Annotated in this window: 23 protein-coding genes; 5 read left to right on the plus strand and 18 right to left on the minus strand. The window is 40.6% G+C overall.

Features of this window, described 5'->3' with window-relative positions:
- Positions 1-2: 2 nt before the first annotated feature.
- The 4 genes from EAI83_RS13125 to ligA all read right to left on the minus strand — a co-directional run bounded on the left by EAI83_RS13125 (position 3) and on the right by ligA (position 3,480).
- Complete coding sequence (locus tag EAI83_RS13125) at positions 3-836, minus strand: hypothetical protein (RefSeq protein ID WP_129975664.1); 834 nt, start codon at positions 834-836, stop codon at positions 3-5.
- Positions 833-1,120: a hypothetical protein gene (locus EAI83_RS13130; RefSeq protein ID WP_117942302.1), complete on the minus strand. Its 288-nt coding sequence runs from the start codon at positions 1,118-1,120 to the stop codon at positions 833-835. Before EAI83_RS13130 ends, EAI83_RS13125 begins: the two co-directional genes overlap by 4 nt.
- Before the next feature lie 95 nt (positions 1,121-1,215).
- Positions 1,216-1,452 (minus strand): hypothetical protein, encoded by a 237-nt coding sequence (locus EAI83_RS13135; protein WP_117942303.1) that lies wholly within the window; start codon positions 1,450-1,452, stop codon positions 1,216-1,218.
- A 12-nt stretch (positions 1,453-1,464) separates the two neighbouring features.
- Positions 1,465-3,480 (minus strand): NAD-dependent DNA ligase LigA, encoded by a 2,016-nt coding sequence (gene ligA, locus EAI83_RS13140; RefSeq protein WP_055151566.1) that lies wholly within the window; start codon positions 3,478-3,480, stop codon positions 1,465-1,467.
- Positions 3,481-3,890: 410 nt separating this feature from the next.
- Between ligA and EAI83_RS13150 the strand changes: the two genes are divergently transcribed.
- From EAI83_RS13150 to EAI83_RS13160, 3 genes are read left to right on the plus strand one after another with little or no spacing between them, the layout of a single operon-like run.
- Complete coding sequence (locus tag EAI83_RS13150; protein ID WP_054337542.1) at positions 3,891-5,159, plus strand: Y-family DNA polymerase; 1,269 nt, start codon at positions 3,891-3,893, stop codon at positions 5,157-5,159.
- A gap of 19 nt (positions 5,160-5,178) precedes the next feature.
- Positions 5,179-5,487 carry a hypothetical protein gene (locus EAI83_RS13155; protein WP_054337543.1) on the plus strand — a complete coding sequence of 103 codons (309 nt, stop codon included), beginning with the start codon at positions 5,179-5,181 and terminating at the stop codon, positions 5,485-5,487.
- Between the two features lie 42 nt (positions 5,488-5,529).
- Entirely contained in the window at positions 5,530-6,117 is a 588-nt protein-coding gene (locus tag EAI83_RS13160) for an SOS response-associated peptidase (RefSeq protein WP_129975666.1), read from the plus strand.
- A gap of 50 nt (positions 6,118-6,167) precedes the next feature.
- Here the strand turns inward: EAI83_RS13160 and EAI83_RS13165 are convergent, their stop codons facing one another.
- From EAI83_RS13165 to EAI83_RS13210, 10 genes are all read right to left on the minus strand, one after another.
- The gene (locus EAI83_RS13165; RefSeq protein ID WP_025580515.1) at positions 6,168-6,728 is read right to left on the minus strand and encodes a hypothetical protein; all 561 of its coding nucleotides are present in this window, start codon (positions 6,726-6,728) and stop codon (positions 6,168-6,170) included.
- Positions 6,725-6,967, minus strand: a complete 243-nt coding sequence (locus EAI83_RS13170) for a hypothetical protein (RefSeq protein WP_015526832.1) — start codon at positions 6,965-6,967, stop codon at positions 6,725-6,727. Before EAI83_RS13170 ends, EAI83_RS13165 begins: the two co-directional genes overlap by 4 nt.
- A gap of 55 nt (positions 6,968-7,022) precedes the next feature.
- On the minus strand, positions 7,023-8,078 hold the full coding sequence (locus EAI83_RS13175) for an SAM-dependent methyltransferase (RefSeq protein ID WP_129975668.1): 1,056 nt from the start codon (positions 8,076-8,078) through the stop codon (positions 7,023-7,025).
- Between the two features lies 1 nt (position 8,079).
- Positions 8,080-8,628 carry an AbrB/MazE/SpoVT family DNA-binding domain-containing protein gene (locus EAI83_RS13180; protein WP_129975670.1) on the minus strand — a complete coding sequence of 183 codons (549 nt, stop codon included), beginning with the start codon at positions 8,626-8,628 and terminating at the stop codon, positions 8,080-8,082.
- 62 nt (positions 8,629-8,690) lie between these two features.
- Entirely contained in the window at positions 8,691-9,434 is a 744-nt protein-coding gene (locus tag EAI83_RS13185) for a hypothetical protein (RefSeq protein WP_004223740.1), read from the minus strand.
- Positions 9,435-9,451: 17 nt separating this feature from the next.
- Entirely contained in the window at positions 9,452-11,581 is a 2,130-nt protein-coding gene (locus EAI83_RS13190; RefSeq protein ID WP_129975672.1) for a vWA domain-containing protein, read from the minus strand.
- Positions 11,578-11,955, minus strand: coding sequence for a helix-turn-helix domain-containing protein (locus EAI83_RS13195; protein ID WP_227209930.1), 378 nt, complete (start codon positions 11,953-11,955; stop codon positions 11,578-11,580). The genes EAI83_RS13190 and EAI83_RS13195 overlap by 4 nt, the downstream gene beginning before the upstream one ends.
- A complete protein-coding gene (locus tag EAI83_RS13200) occupies positions 11,843-13,660 on the minus strand; it encodes an AAA family ATPase (RefSeq protein ID WP_129975674.1) in 1,818 nt (605 codons plus the stop codon). Before EAI83_RS13200 ends, EAI83_RS13195 begins: the two co-directional genes overlap by 113 nt.
- A 13-nt stretch (positions 13,661-13,673) precedes the next feature.
- Positions 13,674-14,459, minus strand: a complete 786-nt coding sequence (locus EAI83_RS13205; RefSeq protein WP_055151549.1) for a hypothetical protein — start codon at positions 14,457-14,459, stop codon at positions 13,674-13,676.
- Between the two features lie 99 nt (positions 14,460-14,558).
- Complete coding sequence (locus EAI83_RS13210; protein WP_015526835.1) at positions 14,559-15,197, minus strand: single-stranded DNA-binding protein; 639 nt, start codon at positions 15,195-15,197, stop codon at positions 14,559-14,561.
- 390 nt (positions 15,198-15,587) lie between these two features.
- Here EAI83_RS13210 and EAI83_RS13220 point away from each other — a divergent pair, with 390 nt between their 5' ends.
- Positions 15,588-15,827, plus strand: coding sequence for a flagellar export protein FliJ (locus tag EAI83_RS13220; RefSeq protein ID WP_129975676.1), 240 nt, complete (start codon positions 15,588-15,590; stop codon positions 15,825-15,827).
- Positions 15,828-15,916: 89 nt separating this feature from the next.
- Positions 15,917-16,708, plus strand: a complete 792-nt coding sequence (locus EAI83_RS13225) for an Rpn family recombination-promoting nuclease/putative transposase (protein ID WP_092072801.1) — start codon at positions 15,917-15,919, stop codon at positions 16,706-16,708.
- A 79-nt stretch (positions 16,709-16,787) separates the two neighbouring features.
- On the opposite strand, the gene EAI83_RS13230 is transcribed toward EAI83_RS13225, so the two are convergent.
- From EAI83_RS13230 to EAI83_RS13245, 4 genes are read right to left on the minus strand one after another with little or no spacing between them, the layout of a single operon-like run.
- Complete coding sequence (locus EAI83_RS13230) at positions 16,788-17,231, minus strand: hypothetical protein (protein ID WP_092072803.1); 444 nt, start codon at positions 17,229-17,231, stop codon at positions 16,788-16,790.
- A gap of 13 nt (positions 17,232-17,244) precedes the next feature.
- Positions 17,245-17,931, minus strand: a complete 687-nt coding sequence (locus tag EAI83_RS13235; protein WP_129975678.1) for a cell division protein — start codon at positions 17,929-17,931, stop codon at positions 17,245-17,247.
- 13 nt (positions 17,932-17,944) lie between these two features.
- Complete coding sequence (locus EAI83_RS13240) at positions 17,945-18,514, minus strand: sigma-70 family RNA polymerase sigma factor (protein WP_005340349.1); 570 nt, start codon at positions 18,512-18,514, stop codon at positions 17,945-17,947.
- A gap of 14 nt (positions 18,515-18,528) precedes the next feature.
- Positions 18,529-18,939 carry a zinc-finger-containing protein gene (locus EAI83_RS13245; RefSeq protein WP_004223692.1) on the minus strand — a complete coding sequence of 137 codons (411 nt, stop codon included), beginning with the start codon at positions 18,937-18,939 and terminating at the stop codon, positions 18,529-18,531.
- Positions 18,940-19,096 lie beyond the last annotated feature (157 nt).

Genomic DNA, 19,096 nt, shown 5'->3' on the forward strand with positions numbered 1-19,096 from the left:
AGTTATTTTTTTAATATTCTGAGGCTTTGCTTTTCCCAGTTTATCCATAGACCTTTTTGTGACAAAACACGTTCTTGTATTTTATAATACAAAGGTATCTTTTTAGCTGAATTTGTTGTATCCCATTGATTTACAAGATTTAATAAATCTGTATCTGGGTAAGGAATACAAAAGTCATATTCATCGTATTCATCGGTTTTTTTATACTTTGTGTAAGTCATTTTCCCTATGCCATCGGCAGGAAATTTTCCAAGATACACAGCACCATACTTTTGGCAATATGCTTCGAGCAATGCTTTTCTGTAATTTTGATAAATTTTTTTATCAGGAACAGAAAAAAGTCTTTGCTGAAGGGAAAGGCTTCGCTGGAAGTTATATAAAACTGTAAGCAAAGGATCTTCCTGCAGCGAAAAACGTGGAGTTCGCAGTGGTGGTTGTGCTAGAATAGAAGATATTTTATCCTGTACTTCTTTAAATACTGCAGAATAAACAGCTTTTTGATAATGCGGCATAGCATATTCAAGTTCTTCTAAACTGCAGAATGAATCCGTAGATAAAAGGGTATTTACACCAAGTGAAAAGCAGTAATCATATTTAATTGAATCTAGTAAATATGCAGCCATTTCTTTAGGTTCATTGATGCTTTTAGATTCTAATACTTCTGAGGTGTAGGGAGTTACACAAAGAACGGTGTATCCGGCTTTAGGTGAAAACACAACGTCTGTAGAAGCAAAAATTGATAACAATGGTTCTAAAACTTCAAGAAGAGCTTCCATTTGCATATTTCTTTTTTCTATACCCGATGGTGTATGAAAATATGGGGTTACTTCATTCAAATTAAGAATCTGAAAAGTCGCAAAAAAGGTTCTTGATTTTGAGTACGCAGATAGGCGTAAAAAGAAGAAAGGGATAGTTCGATTTCACTTTCCACATCAAAATAAAACTTCTCTTGTTCTTTTGCACTTGCATAAAAATCGTCTGGTTCAGCACACCCGTGTTCTTTTAAATATTCTAAGATAGCCCGCTTCATGGCATCTTTTGCCATGTCTGCTTGCAAATAGGGAGGTCCTATGGGGGTAATAAGAGTTTTAAGGTCATCATAATATGTAAGCAAATACATAATAGCAGCTCCTTTCTAAATCCACTTATCAACAAAAGAAAATGGGAAAGCATTTTCGGCCTTCCCATTTTGTGAATCTTTGATTGATTAAAGTATTATCTCCAAACATCTCTGGTAGGGTAATAGATGACAGTAATATTCTGATAGCGTGCCATCGCATTCATTGGAATATCTGGTTCCCCATCAAAGGCATTATCGCAGGCACTGCATAAATGTGCAGGGCGGTCTGAGTAGGGTTCTACATCCTTCCATAGTTTTCCAGATTCATCCTGATATACGGGTCTGTCCCAGCTATCCCGACCTTTATATTTTAGATATATTTTATCTTTCATCGGAGTTCTCCTTTATGCAATCATCTCAAGAAACTCATCTTCAGACAATATTTTAATACCGAGAGCCTGAGCTTTTGTTAATTTACTTCCGGCTTTTTCCCCACAAATCAGATAATCTGTCTTTTTTGTGACAGAACTGCCGGCTTTTGCTCCAAGCTCAATGATCTTGGAGTTGATTTCATCCCTTGTAAAATGAGCAAGTTTTCCTGTTGCAACGATAGTACATCCTGTAAATACATTTTCTTTCATCATAGTGTTCATTTCCTTTCTTTCTTCAAATATAAGTTCTTTTTGGAGTTCGTGCCAGAGAATTAGATTGTTTTCATCAGAGAACCAGTCATGGATATTCTGATTCAGAGTATCACCAAAGTCATCTAACTGGGTGAAATCATAGTCACCAGAGGCAGCGTCAAAAAATTCCTGCAGACTGCCGTGGAATACTGTATCCAAAATCCTGCTTTTGGTTCGTCCGACCATAGGAATATCCATGGAAACCAGGAATCGGACAAAGGTAGTATTACGGCTGGAAGTAATGGAATTCCATAATCTTTCAAAGGATTTTTTACCGAAACCTTCCAACTGTAAGATTTCTTCCTGATGTTCATTTAGATGGTAAATATCCGGAAATGTCTGGAGATAACCCAAAGTCAGGAATTTTTCCAAGGTAGTTTCGGAGAGTCCCTCGATGTTCATTGCTTTTTTTCCAACGAAATGTGTAAAGCGTTTTCGGATCTGGCTATCACAGTTGGGATTGTCACAATGCACTGTTTCAATGAGACGCCCATCATTTCCTTTTCTTTGATAGATACGAGTCTGAGAACCACAGCATGGACATACTGGGGGAACTGCATCTACGTAATGACCACGTTCCAGATTTTCTTCAATATGAGGAATGATCATATTACGTTTCGATACAGAAATTCTACAACCTGGCACCAATTCTAATTCTTTGATAAAGGTCAGATTGTGAAGGGTTGCTCTGGAAACAGAGCATCCGTCAATTTCCACAGAGTCAAAAACTCCCACAGGTGCAATTTCTCCGAAACGGGTGGGTGTCCATTCTATATTGCGAAGAGTGGTTTCGTAAGTTTCGTCTTCAAACTTAAAAGCCAGTCCATCTTTATAATGATGTCCGGTACGCCCACAGCTTTTGGAATAGTCCAGACTGTCGAAAATCATTACAATTCCGTCAATAGGCAGATGTTTTTTGCCTGCCAGAACAGTCAGATTTTCAATATACTGGTTTACAAGATCCAAGGTTAAAGGCTGGGTTGCAATAATATAAGGACAAGGCTGGAAGCCATAGTCAAACAGGCTGGAAACCTTTATAGATCTGCTGTCTGGAAAGAGAAATGGAGAGTCCAGACCTTCCAGAACATTAAAAGGCATAAAGTGCAGACAGCGTCCTGCACAATTTGCCGGATCAAGACTTCGCACAGAGCCAGAAGCCAGATTTCGCCCATTTTTGTAAGGTTCTCCTTTTCCATCTCGGAGGGTTTCTTTTAAACGCTCAAAGTCATTGGTTGGGATGAAGGATTCTCCAACAATCACCAGCCGGCCTTTATATGGAATTGAGAGAGGGACATCAACGTATGCAGGGATGTTATGGGTGATAAGTTCCCCAATTTCTCCGTCGCCACGCGTGGAAGCCTCTACAAGTGTTCCATTTTCGTAGACTAATTTAGTCGTTAATCCGTCCAACTTCAGCATAAACAGAACTGGCTGCTTACCGGCAAAACTTATCAAGTCCTGTACCTGCTTTGTCTTATCTAAAGAGAGCAAAGGGACCGGATGCTTTACTTTGGGAAGTTCACTGATGGGAGTATAGCCTACGGTTTGTGTCGGTGAATTGGATAAGACAAAGCCTGTCTGCTTTTCTAATTCCACTAATTCATCGAAGATTCGGTCATATTCCGCATCACTGATATTCGGACTGTTCTCATTATAATAAGCGTTACGCTGTAAATTCAGATGGTCCACCAGTTGTTTGATTTTTTCCACGTTTGATAATTCATTAGAGTGGTTCATTTTATTCTTGTCTCCTTTTCTATGGTATAGTTGTAATTCTTATTTGTTCCGGTTTTTCTTCCTCCTTTCTTTGCGTTCAGGCATAAAAAAAGAGAATGACACGGATGTTCATTCTCTAATGCGTGCAGTTTCCTGCAAAATAAAAAAGCCAGAAGTCCCTGCTGGTAGCGTGGTATACTTCTGACACTTTTACAAACCTAAACTGCGTGCGTATATCCTTTCCGGATGACACAAATAATAATTACATAGTAAGTGTAACACTATATATAGTATGTGTCAATATAAAAGCACTATATATTGTTTATTCTGAGAAGAAAATTACTATATATAGAGGAAGCATGGATATGGAAAATATTATCTCTTGATTTCAGAACGTATGTTCTATATAATGAGATATAAAGGAGGGGAACGTGAGTTTGGAAAAAGTGATTTTTCATATAGATGTAAATTCTGCCTTTTTGTCCTGGGAAGCGGTATATCGGCTGCATCATTTGGGATGGAAAGGCGATTTAAGAGAACAGGTGTCAGCGGTAGGTGGGGATATGGCGATGCGTCATGGAATCATTTTGGCAAAATCCATTCCAGCAAAGAAATATCGGATACAGACAGGTGAATCAATCTTGGAAGCAAAACAGAAATGTCCAAATCTTATCTTAGTGCCTCCGAATTATGGATTGTATGAGAGGTGTTCCAAAGCTTTTATGGGAATTTTGCAAGAGTATTCTCCCACAGTGGAACAATACTCGATAGATGAGGCGTTTGTAGATATGACTGGAACGGAATTGCTTTGGGGGACACCAGTGGAAGCGGCGGAGAAGATGCGGAGACAGATTAAGGAACGGCTTGGATTTACAGTGAATATCGGTATTTCAGAGAATAAACTGTTAGCTAAGATGGCAAGTGATTTTCAGAAGCCCGACAGAGTGCACACACTATGGAAGTCTGAGTTACAGAAAAAGATGTGGCCATTGCCGGTAAGCGACTTGTTTTTTGTAGGACGGGCAACAACAAAGACACTTTTCAAGTTGGGAATTCGGACCATAGGAGATTTGGCAAAGAGTGATCCGAGTTACTTAAAACAACATTTGAAGAAACATGGGGAAGTTGTCTGGGGGTTTGCAAATGGGATTGATGTGTCTGTAGTCCAGTCGGCCCCGCCTGCTAATAAGGGATACGGCAATTCTACAACGATTCCTTTTGATGTGACAGATGCATCTACAGCAAAATTGGTGCTGTTGGCTTTGGCAGAGACAGTAGGAAGCAGACTTCGTGGAGCAGGAGTCAGGGCAGAAGTGATTGCAGTAGGGATCAAGAATTATGATCTCAGTTATGCCAGTCACCAGATGACGCTTCAGAATGCAACCAATATTACGATAGAGATCCATCAGTGTGCTTGCCAGTTATTTGACCAGCTCTGGGATGGGACACCCATCCGGCATCTGGGAATCCATACCAGCCGCATCAAGGATCAGGTGAATATGAGACAACTAAATCTGTTTGATACGAATGATTATGAGAAACTGGAAAAAATGGATGAAACGATAGATCAGATCAGAAAACGGTATGGGAATGATTCGGTAATACGTGCGGCTTTTTTAGGTGGGTGTATTGATCACATGAGTGGTGGCATTTCACGGGAAAAACGTTCTGTGGACTATGAGAAATTAAAGACAGAATAGCGGGAAGGGGGAAGGAAAGGTGGCATTTGGAATCGGAATAAATACAGAGCATACAGAGCAGGAGCCTTTATCCGGAACCTATCATGAGGTGGCAGTCCAGTGCTGGTTCACAGCTACCGGAAAATCTCTGCCATTGATGCTGAAGGTAAAAGGGGAGGATGAAGAGATTATTCAAATCAATCATATCCAGGTTCTGACTGTAGAAAAGCAGTGGTATGCGGGAATTTTGAACTGGAAGTATAGATGTCAGGCGGTACTTTTGGGAAAACAAATCAATTTTGTGCTTCTCTTTTGTCCGGAGGATTGTGCATGGAAACTGGTTGTATAAGATACCAGGGATGAAGTAAAATAGGAAAAAGGAGGACAGAAAATGTGCGGAAGATATTATGTGGATGATGAAACTTCACGGGAAATTGAAAAGATTGTAAGGAAACTGGACCAGCGTTTAAAGATAGAGCATGGACAGGACATCCACCCGTCTGAATCTGCAGTCATTCTTACAAAGGAGTGTAAGGAAGTGGCTGCGAGGCAGATGCAGTGGGGATTTCCGGGGTTCCAGGGAAAGGGATTGCTTATCAATGCAAGGGCAGAGGCTATACTGGACAAGAAGACCTTTCGGGACAGTGTGCTGCATCGAAGATGTGTGATTCCTGCCCATCACTTTTACGAATGGTGTAAAAACAAAGAAAAATATACTTTTCAAAGTCCAAAGCAGGATGCCACATTATTTATGGCAGGGTGTTATCAAATCTATAATGGTCAAAATCGTTTTGTAATTCTGACTACGCAGGCAAATGCTTCTGTAGCACCGGTGCATGAACGGATGCCATTGCTTTTGGAACGACAAGAACTGGAAGATTGGATTATGGAGGATGCAGCGGTAGAATTTATTCTTGCTAAGAAGCCCATACTGTTGAATCGGACAGCAGAATATGAACAACTGAAATTATTTTCATAAGAAGGGAAACCCATAAAAGTTTCCCTTCTTGACATAAAAAATTCTTGAATTTAGAATCCATTGTTTATTTGTTCTGTTGCTGCAGGCATAGGAGGACTGGATTTTACATAGATTAATAGTTTCCCATGCAGATCCAAATCCTGTTTACTCCATTGCCCATTCTCATAAACCTTTTGGGTAATTGTATTGTAGATAATTGGCGTATCCTCTATACGTTCCATATCAACTACAAGGCAATCCTGAAGGGCAATATATGGATATAGAGCATCCTCAATATATGTCCTTAATTTTAATGCCTGCCTGTGCAGTAGTTCCACATCATACAGTTTTGATAAGGTATAGCCCATTTCTTTGAGTATCCCGGATGTTGTAATGGTTTGTTGGATAACAGAAATCTGCTCTTCCAGAGACACATCTGGATTTATCATAAGCTTTGATAATGTAATTTCTTTTACAAAAGCTGTCGCTGTATCACCAATTTGCTTTTTTAGGGTTTCATAAGGAACCCGATACTGTGTCTGTAAAATTTCAAGTGGAACGTATTCCCGGTTTTTCTTTAAAGTTGAAAGTAATTCACAAAGCTTGCTTCCCAATTCATATATGTTATTCAAGCACACATCACTTCCGATACGGTCTCTGGTGTATGAACCAAATGGTAAATGGTATTTTCTGTTTCGAAAACGATACTGTCATTTGATACTTCCAAAATCGTTAGGATAGGAGATGTCAGAATAGAGAAACCATTGACCCCAGAAATAATAGCACGTTCCCCAACCCGTAGCGGAGAATGAAACCATCCTGAGAGTGTCGTTATTTGTTTATCTTTCACATGGTGCTTTCGATTTGTCATAGTGTTCACACTCCTTTTGTAGCGTCATAGAAAATCTGTTTTTCATGGCTCGTTTTTATGTAACCGAGTAACTCAAACGAAAATATCCTTTCGATACAGGTATATATTCGTCTGGGTGTTCATATAAGGTGGCACGGATACGTTCCTGATAATGCGGATTCTTTTTCGCTTTTGGGTGTTCTTTTAATAAAGCGTACAGGTCTTTTAAAGCCCCTCTTCCTCCAATACTCTCCATTGTCATCCGGATTAGATGATGCCAAGTCAGTGCAAGAATATCTGTATTTTGTACAGAAAACACACCTTCTTGCCGGATGCTGAAGGGGATAATGAAAGAATCCGTTTTTTTCAGCAACAGAGCATATTCTGTCACAATGGGAATGAAAGGCTTTTTGTACGTCCGATTGTCGGAAACACAATTAAACTGGCCCTTTACCAGAAAAGATTCAAAATCACCCATCCGCATTAAATCATGCTGCATACTATAGAACTTACCATGGAGCCGCATGTCGCCTACCAGTATGGCAAGCCTGCCACCTTTCCGAAGTGCCAGGAAAAATTTCCGGATACAGTGATTTAGTTTTTCTAAAAAATCCGAATAGTTTTCACAGCGGGATAGGTCGTCCGGGTGAGGGTTTCCCCAGATATTTCCGGAATACTGGATCATATTATGGTAAGGTGGATGGAAAAAGATGAGATCAGCGGAATCCTCCACTTCATCTTTTAGGGCATTCCAGTTACCTTTTCCATAAGCAGGTGCCGGATTTAGATCATAGAGCAGGGAACGTACCTGATAACGGTCAGCAGCCGCCTTTGAAGTTCCGGAGCCACTCATAGGATCTAAGAGGGTAAAGGTGCTGGTATCTTTTCCGTAATATCGCTTATCGTCCAGGCAATAGCGTAGAAGCGCTGCAACCACTTCGGGGGAGCAGTTACCACGCCACTGGCTGTTACCGCCTTCTCCCCGTTCTGGGTATGCCATGAAAGAAGTCAGTTCCTTTCCTACACGTTTTCGCAATCCTTCCGTTCCAAGCATGTCAGCGACAGCACGCCATTGGGGACCAAATTCAGCTTCTAATAATTGTGCTGCCCGATGCAGCATTAAGTCATTCATTTTATATCACCGTCCTTTCATAATTTTGTTGGATGTAGCGGGAAATCGCCGCCGCAGTCATTTTGGCACAGCCTAAATCCATTTCGCTGAAAGATTGTTGATTTTTTGTACACAGTAAAAGTCCCAACGTTTCGCCAAATTCGTCTTTTTTAGAAATAGGGAAAAAGGCTGATATGGGATATTTTCCTGTCATAGTAGGGTATATGCGTTCCTTATCAGAGAATAATTTCATCTTTCCCTGTTGCAGAAGCCTTTGAATACTTTCTGTTACAGGCATATTAAGTGCTGTATGATAATTCTTGGAAGCAATGATTTTGGAATGATTACATAACAGGATCCGGCAAGGGACACTACTATGTAAAATATCCAGAAAACTGTCTAACCGGATATCCATAGGGATATGGGAGTCGCATTTACGAAGACAGATGTTGCGTGTGTCAGCTTCCAGCATCAATACATCGCCTGTATGAAGCTGTAGGGCTTTTCTTACTTTGGCAGGAATAATGATCCGCCCTTGTTGGTCAATATTTAGTGTTGTAGCATAATCCATAGAGATCCCCTTTCCTTTATAAAAAGAAGCAGTCTTTTCGGCTGCTTCTTTGTTGAAATTCTTTAAGCGACATACATACCATTCAGATATTGCTCTTGTGGCTGTCCCTGCATATAGGAAGTCATTTCATCTGGCTGTGGCTGTATATTTTGTGCCATTCTTGCTTCCTGTTGCTTTTTAAGCTGTTGTTTGCCGTTTTGAATCAGGAAGGATGCAACATAGGCTTCCCAATTTACGATATAGGAATCAGCACGTTTTAACAGCATATAAAAATCCATATCTGTCAATTGTATAAAAGCACTTTTTTCAGAGATAAAACTTTGAGCCTGCATATAAGTGCCGCCGTTATGATTCTTTTTCTTGATACCTTTTCCGTTATTAATTTGAATTCTCCATGGACTGGTCAGTATTTCCTGCTGGTTGTTATATACGTGGCGGGAAATAAAAAACTGTTGTGCAGTAGAATAGCCATTGCCATCCGGCACACCAAATATTTTACTTTGTGACCATTCAAATTCAGGAAAGCCAGCGGTAACTCTGGACAGCAGAAATTGAATTTGTTCGGGTGCCAGATGAAAACGGGTGATAATATTTTTATCACCGGTACCACTAGAGTAATCCTGTATGGAGATTCCAATAAGGGAGTGAACTTTATGACCATTTTCTTCAAATTCTCCTTTTGCATGAAGCTGTGCATAGCTGTTATAACTTGTGTAGCGGAGGCGGTCATACAGTGCAATTAATTTTTTACTGGTCTGTACTTTGCATATCTGATCTGTAATTGAGTTTTGATAATTTTCACTCATGTATGTTTTCCTTCTTTCTATTTCAAATATTGTTTTACAAGCTGTGTCATATTTTTGGGTAAATCTTCTAATTTGGTAATATCTAAAAAACCATCCTGATAAATTCTGCGGATGTTTTCTTTGTCATCACCAATTGCTGCAGCAAAGATCACAATGCCACGTTTACGATATTCATTCTTGATACCACGAAGATCTGCTTCTGCTTCCGTACCACTGTACCCACAATCTGCGGGCTGTCCGTCAGAGATTATGATGAGGAGTTTTTGTGATTCCGGACGCTTTGCCAGGTGTTCCGCAACATAACGAAGTGCAGCTCCATCCCGGTTGCCATTACGGGCAGACATATCCATCAGCCGGTAACGGTCAGAGGCATCCAGAGAATCAAATTCAGCATAGGAATACAAAGCAACACCCTTGGAATCTGTAGAATGCCCATAAATGGTAATAGGAATTCCCAGGCTCGTACAGAAATCATACAGCACGATTGCAGTTTTCCGGGCATGGGTAATACGATCTCCCCAGCCCATAGAACCACTTTCATCAACCAAAAGTCCCACGGAAAGTTTTTGTTCTTCATCCGGTAGCCTGGTTCTGGTAAAGATACCGCCGTCCTTTCGGTGTAAAGCCCGCATATCCAGCCTTTTACCAAATAACAGGTTTTTTTGTTTTCCGCCTTCGGCCTCTTCTTTTAATAAAGGAAGAATGGAACTTTGCAGCCTTTTGGAGGTCCGCAAAAGAGGGGAAGCAACTGTTTGATAAGATTTGATAAAAAAGTCGGAAACTGGATTGATGCGGTGGATTGTTACATGGATGCCTGCATGGGCATTTCCGTAATGTATTTCACCCGCCGATTTCTGCAAGTCTTCTGTTAATTCCTGTTCATAATTATTTTGGGCTTTTTCCGTAGCAACATCATTTAGGATGCGTGCAAGATCATTCGCTGCATTTTCATAACCGGAACCGGCATACTGTGATGCGTATGTGATTCCTGGATTATTTCCATCTAATATTGCTGTAGTCTTAGCAAGTTCAATTCTGCCTCCTTCTTCCTGCAGTACTTTTTCTGCCTGATTAATCGCATCTTGCCTGTAATTTGGATCAAGGCCAGATAAGTCACAGGTTATAGGAGTTTTTGATTTTTCTGTAGGACCTGGAATGTTTTTGGGGATTCCTCCGTTTTTACCAGTTGGAAGAGGAGATCCGGTACCTGATTCTTTCCGCAGCAGATCCTCCAGAGCATCGCCAACTTGGGTACTATCCTGCTTTTTTAAAGATTCTCTGGTTTGCTCTACCATAGGCTGAATGTAGTTCCAGCAAAGCACCAAAAGATAGTTGGAAGCAAGGAAGCGTTCTTTCCCCTGTGTGGCAATTAAGGCATCGTCAATATAATCCATGCAGTCTGAGAGTGTGTCCGTGTATTCTCCGGAATAGTTCGTGCGGTTATTTATATTACCAGTCCTACAATAAGACAAAATTAAATTGCTCATGATGGAAAACGGCTGATAGCCACAGTCAATTTGTTCCTGTATAGAAGGAATCAATTCAGACATCCGAAGATTATTGATCTGTATTCCCTGCTTAAAAGTTCCGGGATATTCTTCACACATCCGGGCTTCAATGTAGATGTCCTCCAGTATATTATTAAACTGTGCAGCACAGCGGGATAGCGTCAGACACGTTGCGTTATCTTTTTCTTCCATGGCATCTAAGATGTCCTGCAGATTTGCCTTGTATCCAGAAGGCAGATTGTCTGGTGCTTCTGGATAGAAGGAACCATTTTCCATATTGGTCAGATAAAGCTGTAGTGATGCAAAATCAGAGTAACGCAGATGTCCGATTTCATGTCCAGTTAGACCAGTCAGGCTTTGTGACCGTAGAAATCGGGAAGGAAAGCTTTGAGTTATCGAGTTTGCGGCGTTACAATGAATTCTATAATTATCTGTATAAGCGATGTCTGCATTTTCAGAACTGTCCCATTCCATAAGCACCTGAAGTCCATAGCGAGAACGGCCAGTAGCCGCTTTCGCCAGAGATGTTTGGTATTTTTGGAAAGCCGATGAAAGAAAGAGTTCTTCATCAGTGATTTTTGACTCCGTATCCCGGATCATTCTTTTTAAAGCTTTTTGAGTGTTATTCAATTTCTTCACCTTTCTTTCTTTTTCATATTTTGGGTTAGGAGATCTTCCATTGTACAGCCGTAATACTGGGCTAACCGAAAGACGGCGTAAGCAGATGGAAGCGTATGCCCATTTTCATAGTTCATAATTGTTTTTTCGGGTAGATGCAGAAGTCTTGCTACGGCTTTCTGAGAGAGTTTCGTCTGCTTGGATTTTCTTAAATAAACGAGATTTTCTGCCAGAGTTTTGCGTAGTTCGGCTTCGGTATAAAAGGTGTTCTTCAATAGTGTGTTATGATGCAAGAACTGTATCCAAGCAAGAACCTTCAATTTCGATACGGCTTTCAGAATCGGCAGTGACGGAAGATAAAATGGTATAATGAGCAGCTTCCTGTATATCGCCACATACCATAAAAGACTGAACCCAGGCAATTAATTCCCGGACTCCACAGCAGCCATCTGTTATCAGGTTATCCTGACAATACTGTGCGATGGAACGTACAATCTGTGTCATGGTACGTACTGATTTTTTATCGGAACATCCGGTAATAGCAAGAACACGCTCTACCATGGTCTCTTCATCCGGTTCATCCATATCTATGACCATATTCATCCTTGAAATGACAGACTGGTTCATGGGACGACAGCCGGCATAGTCATGATTAGTTGTGACTACAATGGTAGTATCCGGATGCCGATGGATGACTTCCCCGTTTGGCAGAAATACACTGTTACAACGGTCCAACAGGGAATTAAGCCCTACCAGTACACCAGGATTGGCAATCACCGTAGGCTCCTGTATTTCTACCAGATAGCCGTTTCGGATGGCTTCAACCAGTGGTGTATCCACATAGCGGAACTGTTGGCTGCTGGAGGTAGCAGTTTGTTTCTGCTTCATTGCCTCAGATATATGATGGATCAATTCTTCATAAACTGTATTTTCTGATACCTTTTCATCATAAGTACCCGTTAATTTTTCATAGGCAGTAGCCGGATCGAGGGTAATGTCTTGAAAAGAGGGCAGTTCCCCTACCAAAGAAAGCTGTTTTTCATCTACATCAGGTAAAATCTGTCCAAGAAGGTCAAAAATTTCTGTATTTGCCGAGCAGGTGATGCATCGGTAAGGCAGGTGAAGTCCTGCAGCGATGGCTTTGGCACCTTCGGTCTTTCCCGTTCCAGCAGGCCCACGGAGCATAAAATTCCGCATAGGCTGCTTGCTGTCAGTTGTTAATTTGGCATGTTCGCATATTCTTTGGATTTCTTTTGGGATTACATACCAATCTTCGAGAATAGGAACGGTTGATTCTTCTTGGGGAGTTAATGTCCGAGAATTGGACAGGATGTATTTATCGACAAAATCTTCTTTGGGAATTGAAACGGTGGAAGCAGTATAGTGATGTCCACCTTTTAATACCTGAAAGGAACCCTGGATAATCTCCGTTGGTGCATAAACACCTTTTTGGATATTCAGTGGTGTAAGTCTTTGGAGCACGCCATTTGCAGGAGTGTCAACTTTGATATTCCCGATAGGAAGGGAATCACCATAACGGATCCTGCGGTACACGTTATCACAAAGAACCGCAGCCGTTTCTGCAGCTTTGGGCAGGTCAGGAAAACCGTCATCACGGTGTTGCTTTAATTCCTGATATTTTTCATTGAATTCGTCATCAGAAAGAAACGTAGGCATTAAAGCAAAATAAAGAGCACTTCCGGAATCTTCATCTTTTTTAAACTGATATGGCTCTGGTTTACTGTCCAGATCCAAAGGTTTTTCATACTTTCCGGCTATAAATTTCCCAGTCATACGGTTGTAGACCACTACATGCAGCAACCCGGTACGGCTTGGATATTCTGCGATTGTAAAATTGTTTGCCTGGCTTCCAATGGCTCCGAGTTCTTCCTCTGCTTTTCCAGCAGGTGGATTTTCCAAATTCATATAAGAAAAAACTGCCTGCAAAGTAGCAGAATGGAGAGTAGCCCGTTTTTTAGGCTGATTACAGTATTTGGAAGCGATGTCTTTCATCACTGCACTTTTCCCGGAATAGCTGTCAAATGGAGATGGTAGCGTTCTTTCAAAAGTCCAGTTAGGGACAAAGTTTGTATTTGGCATAGTATTTCCTCCTTTATTCTTTTATCCAGGATAATTCTAGTGCCTGGTCCTTTTCTTTTGCGGTCAATTCATCTTTTTGGAAGATGGAAATGAGAATATCCCAATAGTTTCGTGGCGGGAAATAATCAAAACAATCCTTGATTTCCGCTGTATCACCATTTTGGATGTAAATTTGCCCGTTTTCATTAATATAGAGTTTATGGTGTCCTTTCGCATGGAGCTGTCCGATAAGGTTCTCCAGTTTTTTCTTGCCAATTAAGGAATACCAGGATTCCGGATCAGCAAAAGGAACATCGTCCTCATCGGTAACTGTGACAGTCTTTTTGAGGCTGGCAATGGTCAGCATTTGAAGTTCCAGATATCCGTATTGGTTCATACGTGCTTCCGCAAAGTTGTAGTCCTCCGTATGAAAGGTTCTCAGACGTATGGGATTTCCGCAAAGAAGCTGCTTCATGGATGGCGGCTTCTGGAATTCCCATGTTGCATTTGGAAATGCAGCCTGTAGTTTGTCGGTAATCTGATAGCTAATTTGTCTCCAAAGCAATTCTTCTGTTTCGGAAACTGGCTCAGATGATTTCAAAGAAGACCAAGGGCTTGTTTTGCCCTGGTTCTTGAGTAGGTTTAGAGTCAGTTTATAGATTTTAGGAAGAAGTGTGGAAAGAAATAGCAGCAGGATGCCAAGGATTCCGATACTTGCGACTGCATTACGATTTCCATTTCCTGGTATGAATATAGTTGCAATTAACAAAATTATTGTGAGCATACTTAGAACTTTAAGAAATTTCTTTTGTGTATTCACTTCATTTCCTCCATGTTTGTTTCAATAGAAAAAGGAATTGCAGCAGACCAGTAGATACTGGAAAGTCGCAATTCCTTCATTTTAGGGATCTTTGATAATTTACGGGAATGGAAGCTGCTGTGGTGGTGTATTTTCCGGAATATTGGTAAATCCATCACCAGATACATTGCCAGCCGTAAATCCCTGTGGTGCATAAGCCGATCCCCCTGCCGGAGCATAAGACATCTGTTGTGCGGCCTGTGGCATCATATTGTTATTGACTGGCATTGCGCCAGTAGGCACGGTACCGGAAGGATTCATTCCCGGGTTTCCATTATAAGTAGCACCGTTTGCTGGTACTGGTGGAACATTTGGATTTCCGACCATTGGATTCCCCGGTACAGGTGTTGCTGCATTGGTATCATTACGATTCGCAGGTAAGAACTGCCAGTCCTTTACCATAATTTGCGGCGTGATAGCTGCTTGACCTGCATTATTGCCTTTCTGGTGAATATACGGATGGAGTTCTAAATCTCCGTAGACCATGAGACACGTTGATTTTTTGACACCGGCTTTTATCAGTCGATCTGCAAGAAACTTGTTGCAGTAACACTGATAGAAGATGGGTTCTTCCTTTCCGCTTTGACCTCTCTGGTTGGTAGCAAGCCCCAGACTGATGTATTCAGTTCCGGAATTCTTTGCTTGTTGCATAACCGGATCGGCAGTTACCCTTCCTGTTACAATGATAATAGATGACATAAAAATTCTCCTTTCTGCCCTTTGGGCGATAAAATAGTGATAAATAAAAAAAGTGCCATTATAGCACCGTATAAAACGGCATTATAATGACACGATTTTCCAACTTAAACTGCATGTGTACTGGAGATAGTATCCAGACACCCTATAAAGGGATAACACAAAACTTAAATACAATATCATAGTAACACAAGATATAGCGAAGGTCAATGATAAAATACCATATATAGTATTTTGCGATTCGAAATAATAATTTTTGTGTCAAAATGCTTGGAAGTGTAGTATTTTATGAGGATAATCCCAAATAGATATAAAATTTTCATAAAACACTACTACCTTTTCAGAGTAGATAAAATGTGGTAGAATGAGGAAAAATTATTAGGAGGATGCATTATGGCAAGACGAAAAAAACTGGAAAACACATCTTTGGAAGAGCAACTGGAGTATGTGGAACAGGAGATTCGTACAAAAGAGTCCGATTTAAAGGAACTGCGTCATAAAGCAAAAGAGATTCAAAAAGAGATAGAAGAGAAGCAGAAAGATGAGCTGTTTAAGGCTTTGGTAGCATCTGGGAAAACCATTGATGAAGTTATGAGATATTTGAAAACAGATAAAGAGATAATTAAGGTATAAATTTTTATCCATGACTCACCAACTTGAAAAGAAGGAACACTTATGGTAGTATGAACATATAAAGATAGTGAAGAAAGCAGGTGATAGGTTTGACTGTAACGGAAGAGATAGATCGAAAACACCAAGAAGATTTGCAGCGACTTAGAGGTTTTCGCTTGCTGGATGATGACTTTTTTACAAAATGTTTTGAGGGCGATACAGAATGTATTGAATTGATATTGCAGATTGTATTGGATAAGCAAGATCTAAAGGTTGTAGATGTCCGTACACAGGTATTTGTGGAGAATTTATTGAACCGTTCTGTAAGGTTGGATGTATTAGCAACGAATAGTGTTGGACATAAATTTAATATAGAAATTCAACGTGCTGACAAAGGGGCAGGAAGAAAAAGGGCACGTTACAACAGTAGTATGATGGATGCAAATCTCCTTGAAAAGGGTGAGAATTTTGAGGTTCTTCCTGAGACATTTGTGGTTTTTATTACAGAGAATGATGTTATAGGGAAAGGCCAACCGTTATATCGTATTGAGCGTTGTTTTTTAGAAACGGGAGAAAGCTTTGATGATGGTTCGCATATTTTATATGTAAATGGTGCATATCGTGATGAATCACCTATCGGAAGATTAATGCATGATTTTTCTTGTACAAATCCATCAGATATGTATTATGGTGTTTTGGCAGATCGAGTAAGGTTTTTCAAAGAAAGTAAGGAGGGAATTGCAGTTATGTGTAAAGTAATGGAAGATATGAGAAAAGATTCTTTAAAAGAAGTAGCACTTCGTATGCTGGCAGCTGGGAAATATGCTTTAGAAGAAATTGCAAACATTTCCGGCCTTTCTCTTGAAGAAGTAAAAAAACTAAAAGAAAAACGAACAGTGTAAAAGTGTGAGTAGATAAAAAGTATAATAGAAGCGGATATGTGAAAATAGCATATCCGCTTCTGATATATTTAGAAAAAACTTAAGGGTTCTTCGAGGAAATATTTTTGTTTAGGGAGGATAATTCCTCATACGCAAGTAAATCCGGAGTAACCTTTTCTTCACCCGAAAGGTTTGCTACGTTCCGGAAATATAGGCGATAATAATGTCCAGATAAAAGGCGGATATTTTTATCGAATGTAAAGTGATATTCTTTCTGGTCAGTGGACCGGAAAATAATTTTCTGTTTCTTGGTAAGTGGGCTGACTTCACGTTTTGTACAGGTTCCAGTTAATTCGGTATAGTCATGCATCTTGATGGTATGTAGCAGACTCACAATTCGTATGGCAGTTCCAACACCGATGCAAAGACTCATGAGGAGAAATATCTGGTCGTGCGTTACAAATCCGTAAATACATCCAAATAGGACACAGAAAAAGCCGATTGCCCCATGGACAATCAGCTTATTAAGAAATGGTTTTGGCATAATTTGCTCCTTTCTATAGTTTTTCAAATGCAATCTGTTTATTGAGGTACAAATTACTGATGGCTTCCAGTACAGGATAACCGGCATGGGTGAATTGGATATCCTGTGCCAGGGTACGGAATGTTGCATCCGAGGTTTCATAGAGCTGCGTCAAAAGTTGCTCTGTATTTTGTGGATGGATGCCCTGTTCTACACAGGTTACAAGCTCTGCCGTAGAAATCTGTACTTTTTTTGCTATTTGGAGTACCGTGTCCTCTATAGCAGTCCGTGTCGGCTTTTTTAGATAATGGATTAGTTCTTTCGTGTGCAGTTTTTTCTTCATGCAGAGATAGATACAGGTAAAAAGCCGCACCGAAAAACTGTCCTGCAATGGGCTGATATAAAGTTCTCCTAAGAGGCGGTACAGGGCATCCACACCAGTTAAACCATCCCCTTTTACAATTAGTCCCCGGAGCTGCAGGCGATTCAGGTAAGGTTCAATGGGGATATTTTCTGAACGGTGATGTTTTTTCAAGCGTTCAGAAAAAGCAGACTGCAATTCATGGATCTGTCGGATTTGAAATGCAAGGCTACTCCACAGAAAGAATTCTTCTTCTGTCAGTCCGTATTCCTGCCGGTTATTGATAACAGTCGGTGTTTTATGTTCCTTTATGGAATCCTGGAATCGTAGGATTCCGACTGCAGTATAAAGTGTCAGCATAATCGTTCTCCCTTCAAGATAAAAGAGTATATAATTTGGTATCCTGCTGTAAGTATTTCCGGGCTTTGCTTTGCCATGCCCGGACATGATTCATTGGGACACCATAATGTTTGGAAATTTCTTGGTTGGTATATCCTTTTTGCTGCAGGAGCAGGGCATGTATTCCTTTTCTTAGTGTATTGCAGCTTCCCGCTTCTAAGGACTGCAGGTGCTTATAAATGGGTTCCTGGTTCATACATTGTTCCTGCCATAGTTCGGTTTTTTGGTCTACAAGCAGGGGTTCCATGTCAAATTCGGAAGATGCATACATGGAACAGGTGTATTTTCGTTCTTTTTGCAGTTTTCTCCAATAACTGTAAATGGCATTTCGTATGGCAACTCTGGCGTAAACTGCAAAGGGACGGGTGTTGTCATAGTTCATGGCGGCTTTGCATAAAGCTAAGTTTCCGGCTTGCAGAAGGTCTTGCTGCTCATCGTATGAGACATAAGCACAACGGGAAGTCAATTTTTTTACCATTTCAGGTACCAAATATAAGTACTCCTCTGTCAATCGGCGTTCATCATCTGTCATCGGGATGATCATACATATCCCCCCTTTCAACCAATGGCCCTGAGAGGGATATGGTTATTCTCCAGAATCTTCATGGATTCCAGAATTAGTTGATCACACATATAAGTGCTAAATTCTCCGATGTGTGCTTCCTTGGCAGTCAGACAGAATTTATCAGCAATCCAGCGGTAAGCCTCCGATTTCGTAAAGATGTGGTTTAGCCATATCTGGTCAAATACCCGGTGTGCTTGGATCCTTTTTTGCCGAAGCTCTTTGTTTGCCAGTTTTCCTTTGGCATTGGTAGTGCCAGGATGAACTCCTACATAAGAATTACACTGTGGGAAGTGACTGCACACATAGAGTTTTCCATCTTTCGCTTTATTTCCATATACATAGGACGCATCCCTTAAAATTGCGATGCTGCCACAGTATGGGCAGCGGATTTGTTTCTGTTTCATAAAGATTCACCTCGCTTACGTGTTTTATACGTATATTGTAAGAAAGCAGGTGATGAATTCCCATAGGATGGGCATAGAAACTACTCCCAGATTCGGACGAAATGGCACAAAATGGCAGAAAATCTAAGAATAGAACAGTGCCTTGATAAGCGGAAAG

The sequence above is a fragment of the Blautia sp. aa_0143 genome (assembly GCF_004167315.1).
In the GTDB taxonomy this organism is placed as follows: domain Bacteria; phylum Bacillota; class Clostridia; order Lachnospirales; family Lachnospiraceae; genus Blautia_A; species Blautia_A fusiformis.

Excerpts from the sequence above, each read along its gene's own strand:
- EAI83_RS13175 (WP_129975668.1), bottom strand. The coding sequence starts at position 8,078 with ATGAATGACTTAATGCTGCATCGGGCAGCACAATTATTAGAAGCTGAA.
- EAI83_RS13240 (WP_005340349.1), bottom strand. The coding sequence starts at position 18,514 with ATGATCATCCCGATGACAGATGATGAACGCCGATTGACAGAGGAGTAC.
- EAI83_RS13210 (WP_015526835.1), bottom strand. The coding sequence starts at position 15,197 with ATGTCATCTATTATCATTGTAACAGGAAGGGTAACTGCCGATCCGGTT.
- EAI83_RS13185 (WP_004223740.1), bottom strand. The coding sequence starts at position 9,434 with ATGAGTGAAAATTATCAAAACTCAATTACAGATCAGATATGCAAAGTA.
- ligA (WP_055151566.1), bottom strand. The coding sequence starts at position 3,480 with ATGAACCACTCTAATGAATTATCAAACGTGGAAAAAATCAAACAACTG.
- EAI83_RS13220 (WP_129975676.1), top strand. The coding sequence starts at position 15,588 with ATGGCAAGACGAAAAAAACTGGAAAACACATCTTTGGAAGAGCAACTG.
- EAI83_RS13200 (WP_129975674.1), bottom strand. The coding sequence starts at position 13,660 with ATGCCAAATACAAACTTTGTCCCTAACTGGACTTTTGAAAGAACGCTA.
- EAI83_RS13130 (WP_117942302.1), bottom strand. The coding sequence starts at position 1,120 with ATGTATTTGCTTACATATTATGATGACCTTAAAACTCTTATTACCCCC.
- EAI83_RS13235 (WP_129975678.1), bottom strand. The coding sequence starts at position 17,931 with ATGCTGACACTTTATACTGCAGTCGGAATCCTACGATTCCAGGATTCC.
- EAI83_RS13170 (WP_015526832.1), bottom strand. The coding sequence starts at position 6,967 with ATGACAAATCGAAAGCACCATGTGAAAGATAAACAAATAACGACACTC.
- EAI83_RS13135 (WP_117942303.1), bottom strand. The coding sequence starts at position 1,452 with ATGAAAGATAAAATATATCTAAAATATAAAGGTCGGGATAGCTGGGAC.
- EAI83_RS13245 (WP_004223692.1), bottom strand. The coding sequence starts at position 18,939 with ATGAAACAGAAACAAATCCGCTGCCCATACTGTGGCAGCATCGCAATT.
- EAI83_RS13230 (WP_092072803.1), bottom strand. The coding sequence starts at position 17,231 with ATGCCAAAACCATTTCTTAATAAGCTGATTGTCCATGGGGCAATCGGC.
- EAI83_RS13180 (WP_129975670.1), bottom strand. The coding sequence starts at position 8,628 with ATGGATTATGCTACAACACTAAATATTGACCAACAAGGGCGGATCATT.
- EAI83_RS13160 (WP_129975666.1), top strand. The coding sequence starts at position 5,530 with ATGTGCGGAAGATATTATGTGGATGATGAAACTTCACGGGAAATTGAA.